Origin of the sequence: Bifidobacterium sp. ESL0784 (genome assembly GCF_029433295.1) — a bacterium.
GTDB lineage: Bacteria > Actinomycetota > Actinomycetes > Actinomycetales > Bifidobacteriaceae > Bifidobacterium.
Map to the genome: position 1 here is coordinate 251,235 of NZ_JAQTHV010000001.1, position 18,175 is coordinate 269,409.

Here is an 18,175-nt window from a genome sequence, read left to right on the forward strand (position 1 = left end):
TGCTTTTGACGGTTAGCCGGTTTTCGATGTTTTGTGCGTCAGCAAAACGATTTGAGAACGAATTAGGTTAGATGATGGTACTGCATTCGGCAAATGATAAGTCTGGCTCGACTCTGCTCAAAGCCGTGCTTTGGGATATGGACGGCACATTGATCGACTCGGAGCCTTACTGGCACCAGGTCGAAATGGACATTGCGCGCGAGCATGGCGGCTATTGGAGTGAGGATATCGGCTGGACCTGCTCGGGCAAGCCGGTGCCACAGGTCGCTCAGCTCATGATTGACAAAGGTACCAAACTGCCGGTCTGCGAAGTGCAGCGGCTCATGATCGAAGGTGTGGCCCGCAAGGAAGCGGAGCATATGCCATGGATTGCAGGTGTTGAGGACGTGCTGCGTTCACTGGTCGCTGCCGGCATCCCCTCGGTCCTGGTCACGGCGTCGCCTCGGCGCATGGCCGAGAATTTGGTGCGCCAGGCTCCGCAAGGCGCGTTCGTCGGCTATGTTTGCGGCGAGGATGAGCTGCCGAAAAAGCCGAATCCCGCGCCGTACCTTGCCGCTGCAAAGATTGTAGGTGTCAAGGTTCCGGAAGGGATTCTGACGGCAAACGGTATGGCGGCCCGGACAGACGATGGCGCTACCAGCCATACCGGCATTTCGTCTCGTATATCGGATTCCGATAGTCTCGGCAACGTGGATAGTCGCAATATTTCTGCTTCTCGCCGTTTTGCGGAATCCGCGGATGATACACGGTTGGCTGCTTTTCACCGGGAAATGGCGAGATGCGTAGCCCTCGAGGATTCGATGACCGGCCTCGAGTCCGCGGCTGCCTCCGGCGCGACGACGATAGCCCAAACCGGTTTTATCGGAACGGACACGTCTGCCGGCCCCCAGTTCGCCTCGATCGATAGTTACGAAAGTCTTACCGCGGAATCGCTTGAACGTTATGTCGAGCAGCGGCTGGCAACTATGGAAGATTGAAAAAGGGCTTCCGGAAAATCCCGGAAACCCTGCTTGTGGAGCTGATGGTAATCGAAACCACGACCTCTTCGATGCGAACGAAGCGCTCTACCAACTGAGCTACAGCCCCATGTCTTTGAGTTCGTCGCTCAAGACAACGTTACATATTCTAGTACAACCCAATCCCAAGCACAATCTGGCGCGTTGGCGAAGCGGTGCCGGCCATGGATTGGCGGAATATAGCAGTTTATATTTTTGCACCATAAATAGGCCTCTAGGCCGGTGTCAGTGGTTTGTTCATGGCGCAAACAGTGAACGCGATGTGCAGGCCTGACCGCTGTTTTATCAGGCCAGCAAGGCCTCGGCGGTTTTTTGGTCGGTGACAAGGGCGGAGATGAGATGCCCGACCAGACAGGCATGGATGGCGTTGACTTTCGCGGCACCCCAGGCTACCCCGATGACCATTGGTATTTTTTTGAGTCGTCCGAAATCGATGGAGATCGTGCGCTCGTAAAGGTCGGAATGGACGAGATTGCCTTCCGCGTCGATGAGATGGCCGCAGATGTGCCCCACGACGCCGCGCTGGTGCAGGGTTCGGGCGGTGGCGGGATCCACGTATTCATCGAAAATGTGGCCCAGCCGGTCTTCGGTGGCGGCACCGACCCCCACGATGGCGATATCGGCCCCTCCCCCGAGTGCGAGAACTGTGGCGATTTGTGGTTCCTTACGCATGCTGTTGGCGATTTTCGCGTTTGAAAGAATCATTGGCACGGGCAGGGCAGTGAAAGTGCCTCCGAGCCTGCTGGCGAGCATGCGGCAGATGTCGGGGGAGTCGATCATCGGGTTGTCGGGGCTCAGAGCGCCGATCATCTGCGCGACGTTGGATTTTGGCCATTCGCAAATCGGCATTTCATGCACCGTTGCCGCCACGGCCCGCCCGTTGGAGACAGTGACCAGCGAATCAGGCTTGCAAAGTTCGCAGAACAGCGCCGCCGCGTATCTCGGTACGACCTGGCCCGAGCTTTCGCCGTCGTTCACCGTTGCCACGCGCACATGTTTGAGCCCGAATTTGCGTTCCAGCTTCTGCTCGAGCTCACGAATGCGTTCCAATTCATGGCCGATGGAAATATGGACCATCCCCGAGTCCCTTGATTCCTTGAGCAGCCGCGAGACGGTGGGGCGGGAGTAGCCGATATCGCGAGCGATTTGGGCCTGCGTCTTGTTTTCCAGATAATAGGACCGCGCCACGCGCAGCACGAGTTCGATATGCTGCCGTGATGAGCTGGTTGCCAATGATTCGTCGCTGAACATATGTTCATCTTATCACATTTTAATAAGTTTTATATTGATTTTCTTGAGATTTTTAATATATTGGGAAATTTTTGTAGTACTTCTTGATGAACATATGTTCATGGATAGGCGAGTTATTCCGTCGATAATCGCATATCGTAAAAACCGAAACGCAGTGGACGAGATTGCAAAAGTTCCGTGGCTTCGATTTGTCGCTTCGAAAGTCTGCAATCCGGACGAATCCGTTGCGTAAGGAATTGCGAGTGACCGGCAGCCGGCCGTGAATATTCGGCGGCAGACAGTCGGCAATCCACAAATCAACAGTTGGCGAATCAAACAAGGAGTTAACAATGTCGTTTGCACGTACGATTCTGGGCGATGTCGATCCGAGCACCCTCGGTGTGGTCGACGCCCACGACCATCTCATCCGCGTCGGCGCCGGCGAGGTCTACATCGATGGCGATCATCAGCTCGATTCCGTCGAAAAGGCCGAGGAGGAGGCCACCCGCTTCGCCGAGGCCTCAAAGAAGTGGAGCAAGTACGGCGGCACCATCGTCGATATGTGCCCCATCAACTGCGGCCGTGACCCTGCCAAGCTTGTCGAGGTCGCCAAGAACGTCAAGGACCTGAAGGTCATCGGTGCCACCGGCTTCCATCGCGAGCACGTCTATCTGGAAACCCAGTCGCACTGGGTCAACCGCTATTCCGTCGACCAGATCACCGAACTCGTGATTGCCGACATCCGCGAGGGCGTCGACCAGAACGATTACACTGGCCCATTCGTCAACCGCACGCCATACAAGGCCGGCGTCATCAAGGTCGGCACCGCTTACGGTGCAATCACCCCGTTCGAGCACAAGTGCCTCGAGGCCGCTGCCGCTGCCGCCATCGAGACCGGCGCTCCGGTCAACACGCATACCACTTACGGCACCTGTGGCCTCGAGCAGGCCCAGGAGCTCCTGAAGCAGGGCGTGCCTGCCGACCAGATCGCCATCGGCCATATCCAGCGCAACGCCGATATTTATTACCTCGAGAAGATTCTTGACCTGGGCGTCTACCTCGAGATCGACGGCACCAACCGCATCAAGTACCAGCCGGATTCCAACCGTATGAAGGAACTCGCCGCGTTTAAGAAGGATGGCTTCGAAGACCGCATCCTGCTTGGCACCGATTCCGGTAAGCGCTCCTATCAGAAGGCCTATGGCTCCGTCTCCGGCGTGGATTACAACCCCGCCGTCGACGGTCCGCGCATGATCGACGAGGGCTTCGACCCTGAGTACGTCGACAAGCTCCTGATCAAGAACGCCGCCAAGTTCTTCACCTTCAAGAAGGAAGGCTGAGCGCGATGGCAGAGAAATTGCAACGTCCGAAGCTGCAGATCGCTCTCGACACCACCGATATGCCGAGCGCCCTGCGCCCGTTGAATCAGGCGGTAAGTCAGATTGACGTCATCGAATGCGGCACGATCCTCATCATCGCCGAAGGTCTCAAGGCCGTACGCGAGGTGCGTGCTCTCTATCCGAACAAGACGATTCTGGCCGACGTGCGCATCGCCGAGGCCGGTGCCCTGATCGCCCGCAACTGCTTCGAAGCCGGAGCCAACTGGGTTTCGGTGGTGGCCGGCGCTTCGATGACCACCGTCGAGCAGGTCGTCAAGGTCGCCAACGAGTTCGGCGGCGAAGTCCAGATCGAGCTCGGTGAGAAGTACGACCCGGAGCAGGCCCGTGAATGGCGTCGTTTGGGTGCCACGCAGGTCATCGTGCACCGCTCGCGTGACGCGGAAGTCGCCGGAAAGCTCACTTGGGGCCCCAACGACATCCAGCGCATCAAGGAGCTGCACGATATGGGCTTCATGGTCACCGTCACCGGCGGCGTGAAAGCCGACGACCTGCCGTTCTTCAAGGGTGCGCCGGTCGGGGTTATCATCTCCGGGCGTGGCATCGTGAAGGCCGACGATCCGCTGGCCGCCGCGAAGCATCTGCAGGACACCATCAGCGAGGTGTGGCCGCAATGAGCACCGTCAGGCTTGGCATCTACGAGAAGGCGCTCAAGCATACCGACGACTGGGATTCGTTCTTCGTCCAGGTGCGCGACGGCGGGTTCATGTTCATGGACATCTCCGTCGATGAGTCGCCCGAGCGTATGGCCCGTCTTAATTGGTCGCCGGCTCAGGCTCGTGAATTCCGAGCCGCGGCCGACCGCCAAGGCGTGCAGATTGGGGGCATGTGCCTGAGCTGCCATCGCAAGGTGGGGCCGGGTTCCGCCGATCCGAAAGTCCGCCAGGAAGCCGACGATATCTTCCGCAAGGCTATCGACCTTTGCCATGAGGCCGGTATCCCTGTGGTGCAGGTCGCCGGGTATTACGCCTATTACGAGGAGCCGGACGTCGGACAGCGTGCCCGTTACGTCGATTCCCTGCGCCGAGCGGCCTCGTATGCCGCGCAGGCCGGTGTGATGCTGGGTATCGAGAACGTCGATGGCAACGATGTCACTTCGATCACCAAGGGTCTCGCGATTTGCGATGAGATTCATTCGCAATGGCTGACGATGTACCCCGATATCGGCAACCTCGCCGAGCAGCAGCTCGATACCACTTCGGAACTGCGGGCCGGGGAAGGCCGGATGCTTGCCATCCACGTCAAGGACGTGCTGCCAGGCCAGCCGCGCCGCATCCCCATGGGCACCGGAGTCACCGATTTCGCCGCCGCATTCAAGGAGCTCAAGCGGCAGGATTGGTCCGGCCGGATGATGCTCGAGATGTGGAACGACGATGCTCCGAATTCCAGCGAGATCAGCTCCGCGGCCCGTCAGAAGGTCGCCGGTTGGCTGGCCGATGCCGGCATCGATGTCGCTTCGCGCTGACGGTTTGTCGTTTCCTGCGTCGTGTGGCTCGAAGCAAAACGTTGCGAAACATGTCGCAATGGACGAATTAACATAATTGAATAATTATAATTAAATACAACTGATTGTGGTGATGGATTTGTGGTCTGCCGCTTTGATGCCGCAAATTCATCACCGCGATCGGAAACAACGAAACAGACGGCTTGCGCCTGGCGCTGATACCGGTGCCAAGGCAGGTCTGTTGCGCTGATACATAACTTCATGGTTCTGCACTCGTGATTGTGGTCGGATGCAGCTTCGCCGTTGTCTGCGTCAACTGAAGGATATAGGTCAACGGTTTTCGGTTCGGCCGTGTTTGCGTGACACGGCTGCAGCCCGAAATGACGGTTCGGAAGGTGTCGGTTTCCTGTTCCTTGCGCAAAACGCAAAATCCGGCAACGTCCGAATCGTCGTGATATCAGCCTGTCGGAAATTCGGCGGGAAAAGAGGCGTAACGCTCTCCAAGCGTTTCGTGGCATAAAGCAACTAGTTACAAGGAAGTGCTGATATGGCAACTTATGATCTTTCCACCATCGGTGAAGGCCAGATTCGTTTCACTGTCAATAGCGGGGAACGTCTCATGTTCACACGTTCGGTTTCGATGAACCCGGCGTGCTCCGAAGCGAACGTCGCCGGCTTGCTGGCCCAGCTCGGGCGCAAGACGCTGTGGACCAGCTCGCTGCCGGAAGGCGATCTCGGCGATTACATTTTGACCGAGTACCGTTCCGTCGGCGTCGACATGAAGACCATGGTGCGTAAGCCCGGCGGCCGCACGGCCCTCTACTTCATGGAGCCGGGAGCCGGCCCGATGCCTGCGAACGTCATCTATGACCGCGATTGGACCTCGTTCCGCGACACCGGCATCGACGATTACGACTGGGACTCGATGCTCGATACCAAACTTATGTTCGTCACCGGTATTACCGCCGCGCTTACCGACACCACCGCCGAAGTGGTGCGCTATGCCGCCGATCATGCCATCGAGCGCGGTGCCAAACTCGCGTTGGACGTCAATTTCCGCCACAAGCTGTGGAGCGGCGAACAGGCGCGCAAGGTACTCACCCCCATTGCCGAGGAGTCCAATGTCATCTTCTGCTCGATTGCGGACGCCGAGAAGGTCTTCGGCATCACCGGCACGCCCGAAGAGGTGACCGCCGAGCTCATGAAGCGCTTTGAGCCGGAGTACGTCGTTTCCACCAACCACATGGACGGCCCCTACCTGCGCACCCACGAAGGCTTCACCGAATACAAGACCACACCGGTTCCGGTCATCGATCGCCCCGGCGCCGGCGATTCGTTCGTCGCCGCCACGCTGCATGGCTACCTTTCCGACGACATCGCCGAAGGCGTCAAGTGGGGCCAGCGCGCGTCCAAGTTCGCCATCACCCACAAGGGCGACCTGACCCGTATCCGTCCCGACGAGCTGGACATCCCGCTTGGCAGCGATATCGACCGATAGCCTGTTGGTCCGTTAGTTCTTAAGACCGTTAGCTCCTGAGGCCGTTCGTCTCTAAGTCCGCTGGTTCGTAAGGCCGCTGGTCTGGGCTTTCAAAACGACGGCATGTATTATTGCAAAATATTAAAAAGAAACAAGGAAAAAGAATATGAGTACCAATACAAACGCTCCAGCGGCGTCGACCAAACCGGTCACGGCGTATGAGCAGATGGATTCCAAGCCGCTGACCGGCCATCAGAAGAGCATCATCTCCCTGGTGATCCTGGGCAACGTCTCGGAGTTCTTCGACATGTTCCTCATCGGTTTCGTCGTCTCGCTGCTGACCACCGCCTGGAAGCTCACGGGCTTCGAAGCCGGCGTGATTCTGGCTTGCTCGGGCCTCGGCACCGTCATCGGCTCCATTCTCTGGGGACGTCTGGCCGACAAGTTCGGCCGTAAGCGCGCCTTCCAGTGGTGCGTGATCTGTTTCGTCATTTTCACCGTCCTTTCGGTGTTCCTGCCCGATCGCGCCTGGGCGCTGCTTGCCTTCCTGCGCGTCGGCGTGGGCGTAGGTGTCGGCGGTCTCAACATCACCTCCATCCCTTACGTCCAGGAGTTCGTCCCGAGCAAGAACCGCGGCATGCTTTCCGGCCTCGCTTCGGTCTTCATCCCGCTTGGCCTGCTGCTCGGCTCCCTCTCTCAGAGCATCGTCGGCGACAACTGGCGCATCCTCATCGCCATCGGCGCTCTGCCTGTGCTGCTGCTCGTCTGGCTGCACTATGTGCCTGAATCTCCTCGTTTCTATCAGACCAAGGGTCAGGACGACAAGGCGCGCGAAGCCCTCGCTTGGGCCATGGAACTTCCGGTCAGCGAAGTCGGCACTCTGCCGGCCGTCGAGGTTGAGAAGAAGGTCGGCTACGGCGAGCTCTTCAGCAAGCACATGCGTCCGCTGGTCATCATCACCATCGGTTCCTTCTGCTTCATGATGGGCAGCTTCGCTATCCAGTCTTGGGGCCAGACGCTCTTGAAGGACGCGTTCCACTTCACTCCGCAGATGGTCGCCTACCTGTTCATGGGCGTTTCGGTAGCCGACTGCATCGGTCGTTTCGGCTCCGCCTGGCTCGCTGACGTCATCGGCCGTCGCTGGACGATGTTCATCTTCGGCATGGTCGGTGCTCTGGGTTGCTTCTATGCTGCGTTCTTCCACAGCTCCGGCTGGGCGTTCTACATCGCGATCCTCATCATCATGACCTTCGCCGACGGCGCCTTCGGCATCCTCAATGCCTTCGGCGGCGAGCAGTTCTCGAACGACGTGCGTTCCACCGGACTCGGCCTGGGTTACGGCCTCGGCGCCATCGCCAAGGTCATCGGCCCGGCGCTCATGGGCGTGCTCGTCGGCGGCAGCTTCGTCGCTCAGCACATCGACATCTCCGTGATCACCAAGGCGTTCAGCTTCTTCGGTATCTGCCTGGTCATCGGCGCGATCACCTACCTGTTCGCGAAGGAGACCCGCGGCAAGGACCTCGAGAGCCTGTAAGGTCGGATGAGGTTGTTGTCAGGTTCCGCCATATTCAATCCGCTCACTTGTTGTCAGCGGCTCAAATATGGCGGAATTTTTTTGTAGCGACATTTTAGGGTCGCTTATGCGCTCGCAGTGGCTTGTTTATGGCGGATTTAAGCAGTTCCCCCATAAAAAGAAACATTGGATTGAGGTGAGTGTCTTGTTTACGGCGGGTTTCGGCCGCGTTCCCCGCCGTGCTTATGTGAGCGGTAACATAGATACTGTATGTTAGAAATATCAAAAAGGAATAGTTGATTGCCGGTGCTGCGAAGTCACGTTCGCGTCGGCGGTGATCGCAACTGAAAGGAACAGCCATTATGACTACATTGAATGATTTTGGGCCCGAGGTTCGCGCCGAGGTCAAGCAGGTGCGCGAGGTCGTCGCCACGCTGCACGAGCAGCTGATCAAGTGGAACCTGGTGGTGTGGACCGCCGGCAATGTCTCGCAGCGTCTGCGCTCCGCTGATCTGATGGTTATCAAGCCCTCCGGCATGCGCTATGAAAGCCTGACCCCGGAGTCGATGGTTGTCTGCGACCTCAACGGCGATCCGGTTGACGGACTGGCTGCTCCCAGCTCCGACACCAAGTCTCATGCTTATATTTACCGTAATATGCCCGGTGTCTATGGCGTCGTGCACACCCATTCCACCTACGCGACGGCTTGGGCGGCCACCGGCCAGAACATTCCGTGCGGCCTGACGATGATGGGCGACGAATTCGGCGGCCCGGTTCCGGTGGGCCCGTTCGAGCTGATTGGTTCGGAAGCCATCGGCAAGGGCGTGGTGGATACCTTGAAGAAGTACCCGCTTTCGCCGGCTGTGCTGATGCAGAATCATGGGCCGTTCACTATCGGCAAGGACGGAGAGGATGCGGTCAAGGCTGCTGCGATGACCGAAGAGGTGGCGCACACGATGTGGGCCGCCCATCAGATCGGCGACATCATCCCCATCGCTCAGGAAGATATCGACAAATTGAATGACCGTTATCAGAACGTATACGGTCAGCACTAAAAAATATCAGTACATAGCAATTGGGCACTCCCTGAATATTCAGGGAGTGCCCAATTTATTATTCTCAGCTGTTATCTATCGCCTGTGACTAGTCAGGCAACAGATAAGGCGACGTCAATCACATATCCTCGACGACCAGATAGGTCATATCCAACGGGCCGTGGACGCCGACGACCAGAACCATCTCGATATCGCCGGTCGATGAGGTGCCGGTGATGAAGTTGATGTTCGAAGTCTTCAGCTCGCCCGACTTCAGCGCCGGCTCGTAGTAATCCATCGCTTGGCGGGTCCTTGGAACGATCTTCGACTTGCGGATGATGCTCAGATAATGAACCGGCAGGAAGTGGAAGGCACGGCCTTGGCCGGGAGTGGTCGGAGCGGTGATGGTGCAGGATTCCGCGCACAGGAAGTCGGCGAAACCGATGGCTGCCTCCGAATGGTTCGCGGTATCGATGTTGGCTTCGCGCCCCGCACCCGGCACCCAGAAAGAAGGCTTCGGGTCGAGCGTGTCGCGCCAGGCTTCCAGTCCGAACGCCTGATAATTCTCGTCATAGGTGGGCAGCATCAGCCGTCCGTCGGCCTTGGCCGCGATGAACTCGTTGAGCGTGGCAGGCAGTCCGGCCTTGTCGGTCGTCTGGAAATCGACGTGAACCGCAGGCGCGTTCTTACGTGCGATTTCAAGCAGTTCGTCCTGGGTATGCCCGGAAAGGGTGCTTTCGGGAAGATCGTTGACCGGGACCATCGGATGATCCTTGAGCTGATGGCGCGGGCGGCCGCTCTTGGCTGCCAGGTAATCAAGAAATACTTCGCGATCGGTCATTGCTCAGTCCTTCTTCCCATAGTTGCCGGTGCCGGCTTCCTCTATCGATCCCAGAGCCACTGGCACGGTCGCATCCGAAAGCGGTGCGGGCTCGGTAGTGCCGTTCTTCGCGGCCTTGCGCGCCGAAACACTGTTGTCATACGATCCGAAGTCAGGGGTGTTCGGGTTCTGCGCAAGAATCTTGGCCTGCTCCTTGTTGAACTCCACATCATTGCCCGCGGCCTTGTACTGCTTGGTCTTGCGGTCGTTGAACCAGGTGCGGAAGTTCTTGGAATGGGCCGGCGGTTCCGGCAGATCGCGGACCTTGGTCCATCCACCGAAGACGAACGGCATCCATTCCTCGTGCTTGCCGTTTTCGTCGAGATTCTTGGCGGTATCGGGCACGCGTTTGCCGCTCGAATCCTTGACGCCCTTCTTGGCGATAGTATTCATCGCGACGTGATCGAAGGTGAGCGCGGTGCGGAAGAGCGAGGAATGGCCGGTACCCATGCCGACGACTTTCATCACGGTGTCGGCGATGAGATCGCCCATGTGCTTGTCGTTCATTTCGACTTCGCGGTGCTTCAAAATCAGCTCGTGCAGCGGAATCTTCACCGGGCAGGTCGCGGTGCACGCCGAGCAGAGCGAGCAGGCGTAGGGCAGGTCGTGGAATTCGTCGTAGTCGCCTTGCAGCAACGGGGAGAGCACGACGCCGATGGGCCCCGGATAGATGGAGCCGTAGCCCTTGCCGCCGATGTTGCGGTAGATCGGGCAGACGTTCAGACAGGAAGCGCAGCGGATGCACTGCAGAATCGGCTCGAACTCGGTGCCCAGCGCGTTGGAACGTCCGTTGTCGACGATGACCACGTAGAAGTCCTCGGGGCCGTCGGCCTCGTCCGGAAGTTTCGGCGAAACGAAGCTGCAGTAGGACGTAAGCTTGGAACCAACGGCGGAACGGACCAGCATGTTGTCCATCGTCTCCGCCTCGCGCAGCGTCGGCACGATGCGTTCCATACCCATGACGACCACCTGTGTGGGCGCGATGGACATGGAAAGATCGGCGTTGCCTTCGTTGGTGACGATGTTGACCATGCCCTGGTCAGCTACGGCGAAGTTGCAGCCGGTGATGGACATATCGGCCTCAAGGAACCGCTCACGCAGCACTTTGCGGGAGAAACGCGCTTCGTGCTGCGGGTCGTTGTCGCCGGTGTAGCCAATTTTTTGGAAGAGTTTCTGCACCTCGTCACGGTTCTTGTGCAGGGCAGGGAAGACGAGGTGGGAGGGTTCGTCCCAGTGGTCGAGCTCGAGGATGAATTCGGCCAAGTCGGTTTCGGTGACCTTGACATCAGGAATCTTCAGCAGCGCCTTGTCGAGCCCGATTTCCGAGGTGACCATGGACTTCGGCTTGACGATCTTGTGCGCCTGCTTTTTCTTCACCAAGTCGGTGATGAAATCACGGGCCTCGACGTCGGTCTGCGCGAAGAAGACGTGTCCGCCGCGCTTTTCAACGTTATCGGAGAACTCCTCAAGATAGTCGGGCAGGTAGCGTACGCACTGCTGGCGAATCTGCTCGCCGAGGTCACGCCAGCCTTCCCAGTTGCCGAGTTCGGCGCGGGCGGTCTCGCGCTTGACCCACTGGGCGTCTTGCGCGTTGGAAATGGCCTTGTGTGCGAACTTGTCTTTTTCATTGATTTCGACGCGCTTGACGAAATCGGGATCGCCATATTGCAGCATCGTGCCGGTTTTCTTGCCGGTGCGTTTGAACAGGGTGTCGTCCATCTGGGTGTTGCTCATACCAAGGCCTCCTCGTGCGCGTTGGAATGTTGCAGGGTCTGTTGGTCGATGGCCTTGCGCTGTGCGGCGTCGACATACTTCACGCGGCTCATGTCGACATTGCTGTTGAGCACTTCCGCCAGATGCATGATGGTGATTTTCTTGCCAAGCCGGTTGAAACGTCCGCCGATGTTCATCAGGCAGCCGGGATCGCAGGAAATCAGTATCTGAGCACCGGTGCTCTCAACGTCCGCGACCTTCTCGTTGACCATTTCCCGCGAGACTTCGGGCATCTTCATGGAGAACATACCGCCGAAACCGCAGCAGTTTTCGATGTGAGGCAGCTCCTGGACCTTGAGGTCCTTAACGTGGTCCATCAGAATGTAAGGACTCTCGCGTTCGCCGAGCAGGCGGGTCATATGGCAGGAACGATGGTAGGTGGCCACAGCGTCAAGCTCCGCGCCCGCGTCGAGCACGCCGAGCACACGGTAGAGGAACTGCGAAAATTCGTAGGTCTTGTTGGCCATTTCGTGGGCCTTGGCCTTGTATGCGTCATCGCCCTTGGGCAGGTGGAACTGCAATTCCTTGAGCATATTGACACAGGAACCGGCGGGCCCGACGATGTAGTCCGCGTCGACGCTCATCAGTGCGTCGATTTCATTGTGCATTACCTTTTTGGATTCCTTGACATACCCGCTGTTGAACGTGATCTGCCCGCAGCAGATCTGTTGCATCGGCATGTAAGTTTCACAGCCGAACCTTTCCAGAACTTCGACCATGGCTTTCCCGACGTTGGGAAATATCAGGTCGACCAGGCAGGTGGAGAAAATCACTACCTTCATCTTGACTCCTTCGAGTGGCCTTAGACTTATTAGTATTAGGCTTGTATCGATGGCTTCTTTGCGCGTAAATATAACGTTCAATTTTCCATCAAAAATAACCTTCAACTTATAACGATATATGCCAAAGATTTAAAAAAGGCCGCGATTTATCGTAAATCGGAAATTGTCAATGTGAGTTTGCTCACATTTTTCAATAAAATTAGCCATCTTGCATATTATTGTTGCAATAGAAGACTTGGAAAAGTCGATAAACCAAATGAACTAGCCGATTTAATAAGTATAGGCCAAGCCTATACTTCTATCGGTTTGCGGCGTTTTTAAAGATATCGAAACGCATTTTGCTTGATTCCGCTGTTTTCATTGAGCAGTCTTTTTTATTTTCTGTTAGCCAGCAAATGGTAGGTTTCAAGATGATAATAACGTTTGACATCTAATTTTACCGACAAGACGCCGTTCATTCGGAGGCTTCGCCTTCTTCGAGCGTGATGGAAGCGCCTGTGGCTTCGCCGTTGTCTTTTTTCTTGCCGAACTTCGCCTTCAGCAGGCCGATGATGGTGGGCAAAAGCGAAATGACGAGTATGGCGACGATGACCAGCTCGAAATTCTTCTGAACGATGGGAATGCCGCCGAAGAAGTAGCCGAGCAGGGTGAAGAGCGTCGACCAGGTGAGCCCGCCGAGCATCGAGAAGGGCGTAAACCTGCGCCAGCGCATCCCAGAAAGCCCGGAGATGAAGGGCATGAACGTGCGGATAAAGGGGAAGAAGCGGCCGAGGAAGACGGCGAGCGGCCCCCATTTGTCGATCATGGCTTCCGTTTTGGCGAGGCGTTCGGGGGTCATGGCCTTGACCTTGCCGCTTTCGATGATCTTGCGGCCGAAGAAATGACCGATGAAGTAGTTGCATTGGTCGCCGATGATGGGCGCACTCCATACAACCGGCAGCAGCGCGATCAAAGGAAGTGCGGACTTACCGGTCACAGCGTCGGGCGCGGCGAAGAAGCCGGCGGCGAAGAGCAGCGAGTCACCGGGCAGGAACGGGAAGAAGACCACGCCGGTCTCGATGAAGACGATGAGGAAGATGAACCCGAGTGTCGGCGCCACCCCCATCGAGATCCAGCCGGCGATGATGGTGCGCGGGTCTTTCAGAAGCTCGATGAGAAAGTGAATGAAGCCCATGGTGTCCCGTCTGTCGCTGAAATCTGTGGTGTCGCCTTCGCGCTTGAACCGCAATGGGGAGGCGTTACGTAAATCCGCTGTAGAGAAACTCGAAGAGCGGCGCGGGCTTCGACGTGCGTCTCCATGTCGGACTGCCTGCCTGAGCTCCCAAGGTTCTTTAACCTTCGCCACTTTATCAGCCGAGGCATGGATAGGGCTTGGCGTTAACTGAGTTTTCCATGAATCTGCACAAACTCAGAAGTGGAGTTGATTTTCGCTCTTGCGGACGCGGGAAGGAGCGGATCCACCCCGGTCTTAAGCGGACATCGCACTTGTCGGGTTCCGCCGCCCGTTTGCGCCATAATTGGGCCGCTGGGGGTTGGTCGGCGGTTTGAATGTGGCGGGATTGAGCCGTTTGCGCCATATTTAAGCCGCTGAGACCGGGCATCATAGCGATTGACGGCTTTTGGCGGCGAATCGTGAATTAGATAATAAAGGTAAGAAACGTTCAAGAAATCAAAAAATTGACTTTTTAATGGACCTTATTATAAACTAATGAAAGTCTCGAAACGTTTCGATAATATTAATCGAAATTGAAGCGATCAGCGGGCGACTTTGGCGACCAAGCGACTAAGTGGTCGTTGCGCCAGTGCCGTGCAAGGAATGCAGAAGGAGATGAGCGCATGGCCGGCATCAAGGACGTTGCAAAGGCGGCGGGAGTGTCCGTTTCCACCGTTTCCTATGTGCTGTCCGGTAAGCGCCCCATATCCTCGAAAACCACCGACAAGGTCTTGAAGGCCATCGACGAGCTCGGCTATATCCCCGACGCCAGCGCGCAGAAGATGCGCGGCCGGTTAAACCACATCATCGCCATCAGCGAACCGATGCACGAGGGCATGAACCAGATGCAATATAGTGCCTACTTCATGCAGTCCGCCTGGCAGGCCAGAAGCGCCGGCTATGATGTGCTGTTTCTTACCGGCCCCGATGCCGTGGACGATATTGAGCGCGTGACACACAGCAATCTCGTCGACGGTGTGCTCCTGCTCGACGTGGAGGAGCGTGATGCGCGTGTGACGCATGCCGCCCGATACCGCAAGCCCTGCGTGGCCATCGGACTGCCGAAAAGCCATAGGGATTGCGCCTGCATCGATATTGATTTCGCCAAGATGGGTCGACGTAGCGCCGACAGGCTTTTTGCGTTGGGGCATCGTCGGGTCGTGTTGCTGCGTGCCCAGGAGATTGACTACGAGCGCCGTGCCGGTTATGTGCTTTTATTCCACGAGGCGTTCCTCGCACGTGCCGACGAAATCGGGCTTGAGGTCTTCGAATCCGGCCCCGTCGACAACGCAACGTTCGACGCCAGAAAATTCGTGGCTGATATGCTTGTGCAAAATCCACGCCCGACGGCTTTGGTTAGTCAGACCGGGATCAATATTTTGAATCTGACGGTAACCGCTTTGATGTCCGCCGGTTTGAAAATCCCTGAGGATATCTCGGTGCTTTCCTGCGGCACTTTTCTGCGTGATGAACCGATGCGCCGGCCGGTCAGCGAGGAACCATTCGAGCCGGAACGCCTCTGCTCGATCGCCATGGGCTCGTTGGTTTCATCGATTGAAAAGCGTCAGGGCATCGCCGGACAGGTGACGCTGATCGATCCAAAATTCATCGATCGCGGTTCGCTTGCTTCCGCCCCGCAAAATTTGGGTTCTGGCGACGATGAGACTTCCGTTTCCGCGTCTTTTGACGGCAGACGGACGGAGCAGACACAGCCGGAGGGTTCGGCTCGCGCGAACTGTGGAACTTCGACTTCGAGACCAATCGCCTCTGCTCTTCAAAGCAGTGACCTGGAGGGGGAGCCTATGGGTTGACTCGATACCAAACGTTGAGTTGAGTGAAGGACCGGCGGCCCGGTGGCCAGGTTTTCAGCGATGAGGGCCCGGTGCGCGTGACGGCTTTTGATTCTGCCTTTCAATGAAGTAAGGAAACTGCGCGAAAATAGAAAAAGCAGTTTTATTGTCCTGTAAATCGAAACGTTTCGATTATAAGTAGCTTAATTCCATTCATAAGTAAACATTCAAGGAGGAAAGATGAAGATAAGGAAGATTGTCGCGACAGCGCTCGCGGCGGTGCTCTCGTTGACGGCGCTTTCGGCCTGCGGGTCGAGCAACGCCCAGGACGACGCGCATCCGCAAAGCATCTCGTTCTGGTATTATGATTTGCCGACCGCGGCCCAGACTGAGGCTTGGAAGAAGGCGGCCGACCAGTTCACCAAACAGACCGGTGTCAAGGTGAAATTCGAAGTCAAGTCGTTCACGCAGATCGCGCAGAACTCCAGCCAGTTCCTTGACTCGAACCAGGCTCCGGACATCATGGAATCCAACCGCGGCAACGGCTCGGCCGGCATGCTTTCCTCGATGGAGCTCTTAAGCGATCTGAAGCCGTACGTCAAGAAATACGGTTGGGACAAGAAGATCACCAAAGCCGACGCCTCAATCGCCAAATATGATGCGATGGGCATCATGGATGGCACCAAGTGGGTCGGTCTGCCCAGCTACGCCGAATATCAGCGTGTCTATTACAACAAGACGATGTTCGACAAATACGGCATCAAGATTCCCACCACGATGGCTGAATTCGAGCAGGCGTGCAAGCAGTTCAAGTCGCATGGCATCACGCCGATTGCCGCCGATGCCCAGGAATACGGCGTGATGTGGCTCTGGTGGTCGCTTGTTGGCACGAAGTCCGACAAGAAATTCATCGCCGACTGGCAGATGTACAAGCACGATGTCAACTGGAACGCCGAACCGCTGACCTATGCCACCAACACCATCAACGATTGGGTCAAGGAAGGCTATATCTCCCGCAGCGCCACGGGCCTCAAGGCCGAAGACACCACAAACTCCTTCATCAAAGGCGGTCAATATCCGATCTACCAGACCGGAACGTGGAACCAAAGCCGTTTCATCGACCAGGTCAAGAACTTCGAATGGACCGCGGCCGCGCTGCCGGGCACCAAGATGCTGCAGGGCTGCACGGGCAATCTGCTGACCATCCCCACCAAATCGCATCACAAGGACCTTGCCGCGAAGCTTCTGAACAACGTCCTGTTCGTGGAGAACCAGGACGGTATCGGCAATGCCGGCGGCATCCCGTTGGCGGCCGATATGGGCAAGATCACCAACGTGAAGAATCAAGAGATGATCAAGGAATATTCCCAGTATTCCAAGAAAGGCGATCTTTCCTACTACCCGGATTACCCGGCCTCGAACCTGACCGACGACATCTCCGCGCAATTCCAGGAGCTCGTCAACGGCACCGAGACGCCCAAGCAGGTGCTCGATTCGCTTCACAAGTCCTACGACACCGGTGTGGTCGACATGGGCTTCAAGGATTGAGCGGCGTTTTCGTTCCGTTCCGATCTGCCCCAATCGGCGCAACCATTAATTCATCAGTTCATTACTTCCAAGGAGGTTGTAATGCAAAAAGACAAAGCCAAGAGGCCCGCAATGTCGCGCCTTCCCGGCAATAAATCCTCGAAATTCATTCCCTACCTCATTCCTGGCGTTCTCGGGCTAGCGGTCATCATCATCGTCCCGTTCCTGTGGAACGTCTGCCTGAGCTTCACGCGTTGGCGCGGGGTGGGGCCGTTGAAGTTCGTCGGGACCAAGAACTGGATCCGGCTGATGGCCGACGCGACGTTCTGGAAATCGTTCCTTAATTCGTTCTGGATCATCGTGGCCATCGTGGTCATTCCGACCATCCTCGGCCTGCTGATTTCCTCGGTATTGACCGACGTCATCCAGAAAAAGTTCGGCTCCAAGACGGCTTCGTTCATCCGCGCGCTCTACTATCTTCCGCAGCTGCTGCCGGTGGCCGTCGCCGCCATCATCATGGGCTGGATCTTCCGCCCGGACGACGGTGCCATCAACGCGCTCATCGCCAAGTTCACCAGCGGCCCGGTCGCCATCAACTGGCTCGGCAACCCGAAACTCGCCCTGCCAAGCCTGATGTTCATCCTCATTTGGATTCAGCTGGGCTATCCGATTGTGATATTCATGTCCGGCCTGCAGCGCGTCGACCCCGAGCTTTACGAAGCCGCTGGGCTTGACGGCGCAAACTGGTGGCAGAAGTTCCGCGTGGTCACCTTGCCGTCGATCATGCCGGAGCTGATGGTCGTCATCCTCACCGCCACCATCGGCGCGCTGAAGACCTTCGGCCCGGTCTATCTGCTGACCAAAGGCGGCCCCGGCACCACAACGATCGTGCCGTCCTATTATTCCTACAACCAATTCTTCCAAATCCATCAGGTCGGCTACGGCGCCGCCATCTCGACTTCGCTGACCTTGGTCATCATCGTGTTCTCCGTGGTGTTCACGATTTTCCAGGGCCATGTCGAGAAGAACATGGACGACTGAGGGGAGTGCAACATGTCTGAAGCAACAATATCGGCTGCCGCAATGGGCAACGCAAAAT

At 57.1% G+C, this 18,175-nt stretch carries 15 protein-coding genes and 1 tRNA gene; 10 read left to right on the plus strand and 6 right to left on the minus strand.

Going from position 1 to position 18,175, the window contains the following annotated elements:
- Positions 1 to 71: 71 nt before the first annotated feature.
- Entirely contained in the window at positions 72 to 977 is a 906-nt protein-coding gene (locus tag PT279_RS00925) for an HAD family hydrolase (RefSeq protein WP_277164567.1), read from the plus strand.
- A 36-nt stretch (positions 978 to 1,013) separates the two neighbouring features.
- Here PT279_RS00925 and PT279_RS00930 read toward each other — a convergent pair.
- A tRNA-Ala gene (locus PT279_RS00930) sits at positions 1,014 to 1,086 on the minus strand.
- 215 nt (positions 1,087 to 1,301) lie between these two features.
- The gene (locus tag PT279_RS00935) at positions 1,302 to 2,267 is read right to left on the minus strand and encodes a sugar-binding domain-containing protein (RefSeq protein ID WP_277164569.1); all 966 of its coding nucleotides are present in this window, start codon (positions 2,265 to 2,267) and stop codon (positions 1,302 to 1,304) included.
- A gap of 329 nt (positions 2,268 to 2,596) precedes the next feature.
- On the opposite strand from PT279_RS00935, the gene PT279_RS00940 reads away from it, so the two are divergent.
- From PT279_RS00940 to PT279_RS00965, 6 genes are all read left to right on the plus strand, one after another.
- Positions 2,597 to 3,586 carry a hypothetical protein gene (locus PT279_RS00940; RefSeq protein ID WP_277164571.1) on the plus strand — a complete coding sequence of 330 codons (990 nt, stop codon included), beginning with the start codon at positions 2,597 to 2,599 and terminating at the stop codon, positions 3,584 to 3,586.
- Positions 3,587 to 3,591: 5 nt separating this feature from the next.
- Positions 3,592 to 4,260: a 3-keto-L-gulonate-6-phosphate decarboxylase UlaD gene (locus tag PT279_RS00945; protein WP_277164573.1), complete on the plus strand. Its 669-nt coding sequence runs from the start codon at positions 3,592 to 3,594 to the stop codon at positions 4,258 to 4,260.
- The gene (locus PT279_RS00950; RefSeq protein WP_277164575.1) at positions 4,257 to 5,108 is read left to right on the plus strand and encodes an L-ribulose-5-phosphate 3-epimerase; all 852 of its coding nucleotides are present in this window, start codon (positions 4,257 to 4,259) and stop codon (positions 5,106 to 5,108) included. Before PT279_RS00945 ends, PT279_RS00950 begins: the two co-directional genes overlap by 4 nt.
- A gap of 526 nt (positions 5,109 to 5,634) precedes the next feature.
- Positions 5,635 to 6,585, plus strand: a complete 951-nt coding sequence (locus PT279_RS00955; RefSeq protein ID WP_277164577.1) for a sugar kinase — start codon at positions 5,635 to 5,637, stop codon at positions 6,583 to 6,585.
- A 145-nt stretch (positions 6,586 to 6,730) separates the two neighbouring features.
- On the plus strand, positions 6,731 to 8,098 hold the full coding sequence (locus tag PT279_RS00960) for an MFS transporter (protein ID WP_277164579.1): 1,368 nt from the start codon (positions 6,731 to 6,733) through the stop codon (positions 8,096 to 8,098).
- 341 nt (positions 8,099 to 8,439) lie between these two features.
- The gene (locus PT279_RS00965) at positions 8,440 to 9,132 is read left to right on the plus strand and encodes an L-ribulose-5-phosphate 4-epimerase (RefSeq protein ID WP_277164581.1); all 693 of its coding nucleotides are present in this window, start codon (positions 8,440 to 8,442) and stop codon (positions 9,130 to 9,132) included.
- Between the two features lie 118 nt (positions 9,133 to 9,250).
- On the opposite strand, the gene PT279_RS00970 is transcribed toward PT279_RS00965, so the two are convergent.
- The 4 genes from PT279_RS00970 to PT279_RS00985 form a co-directional block, all read right to left on the minus strand.
- Positions 9,251 to 9,952: a lactate utilization protein C gene (locus tag PT279_RS00970; protein ID WP_277164583.1), complete on the minus strand. Its 702-nt coding sequence runs from the start codon at positions 9,950 to 9,952 to the stop codon at positions 9,251 to 9,253.
- A 3-nt stretch (positions 9,953 to 9,955) separates the two neighbouring features.
- The gene (locus PT279_RS00975) at positions 9,956 to 11,725 is read right to left on the minus strand and encodes a LutB/LldF family L-lactate oxidation iron-sulfur protein (RefSeq protein WP_277164585.1); all 1,770 of its coding nucleotides are present in this window, start codon (positions 11,723 to 11,725) and stop codon (positions 9,956 to 9,958) included.
- A complete protein-coding gene (locus tag PT279_RS00980) occupies positions 11,722 to 12,546 on the minus strand; it encodes a (Fe-S)-binding protein (protein WP_277164587.1) in 825 nt (274 codons plus the stop codon). Before PT279_RS00980 ends, PT279_RS00975 begins: the two co-directional genes overlap by 4 nt.
- Positions 12,547 to 13,000: 454 nt before the next feature.
- Positions 13,001 to 13,720 (minus strand): VTT domain-containing protein, encoded by a 720-nt coding sequence (locus tag PT279_RS00985; RefSeq protein WP_277165191.1) that lies wholly within the window; start codon positions 13,718 to 13,720, stop codon positions 13,001 to 13,003.
- A 662-nt stretch (positions 13,721 to 14,382) separates the two neighbouring features.
- On the opposite strand from PT279_RS00985, the gene PT279_RS00990 reads away from it, so the two are divergent.
- The 3 genes from PT279_RS00990 to PT279_RS01000 all read left to right on the plus strand — a co-directional run bounded on the left by PT279_RS00990 (position 14,383) and on the right by PT279_RS01000 (position 18,117).
- Positions 14,383 to 15,570: a LacI family DNA-binding transcriptional regulator gene (locus PT279_RS00990; RefSeq protein ID WP_277164589.1), complete on the plus strand. Its 1,188-nt coding sequence runs from the start codon at positions 14,383 to 14,385 to the stop codon at positions 15,568 to 15,570.
- Positions 15,571 to 15,789: 219 nt separating this feature from the next.
- The gene (locus PT279_RS00995) at positions 15,790 to 17,097 is read left to right on the plus strand and encodes an ABC transporter substrate-binding protein (protein WP_277164591.1); all 1,308 of its coding nucleotides are present in this window, start codon (positions 15,790 to 15,792) and stop codon (positions 17,095 to 17,097) included.
- Positions 17,098 to 17,178: 81 nt separating this feature from the next.
- Positions 17,179 to 18,117, plus strand: a complete 939-nt coding sequence (locus tag PT279_RS01000) for a sugar ABC transporter permease (RefSeq protein WP_277164593.1) — start codon at positions 17,179 to 17,181, stop codon at positions 18,115 to 18,117.
- The last annotated feature ends 58 nt before the right edge of the window (positions 18,118 to 18,175 follow it).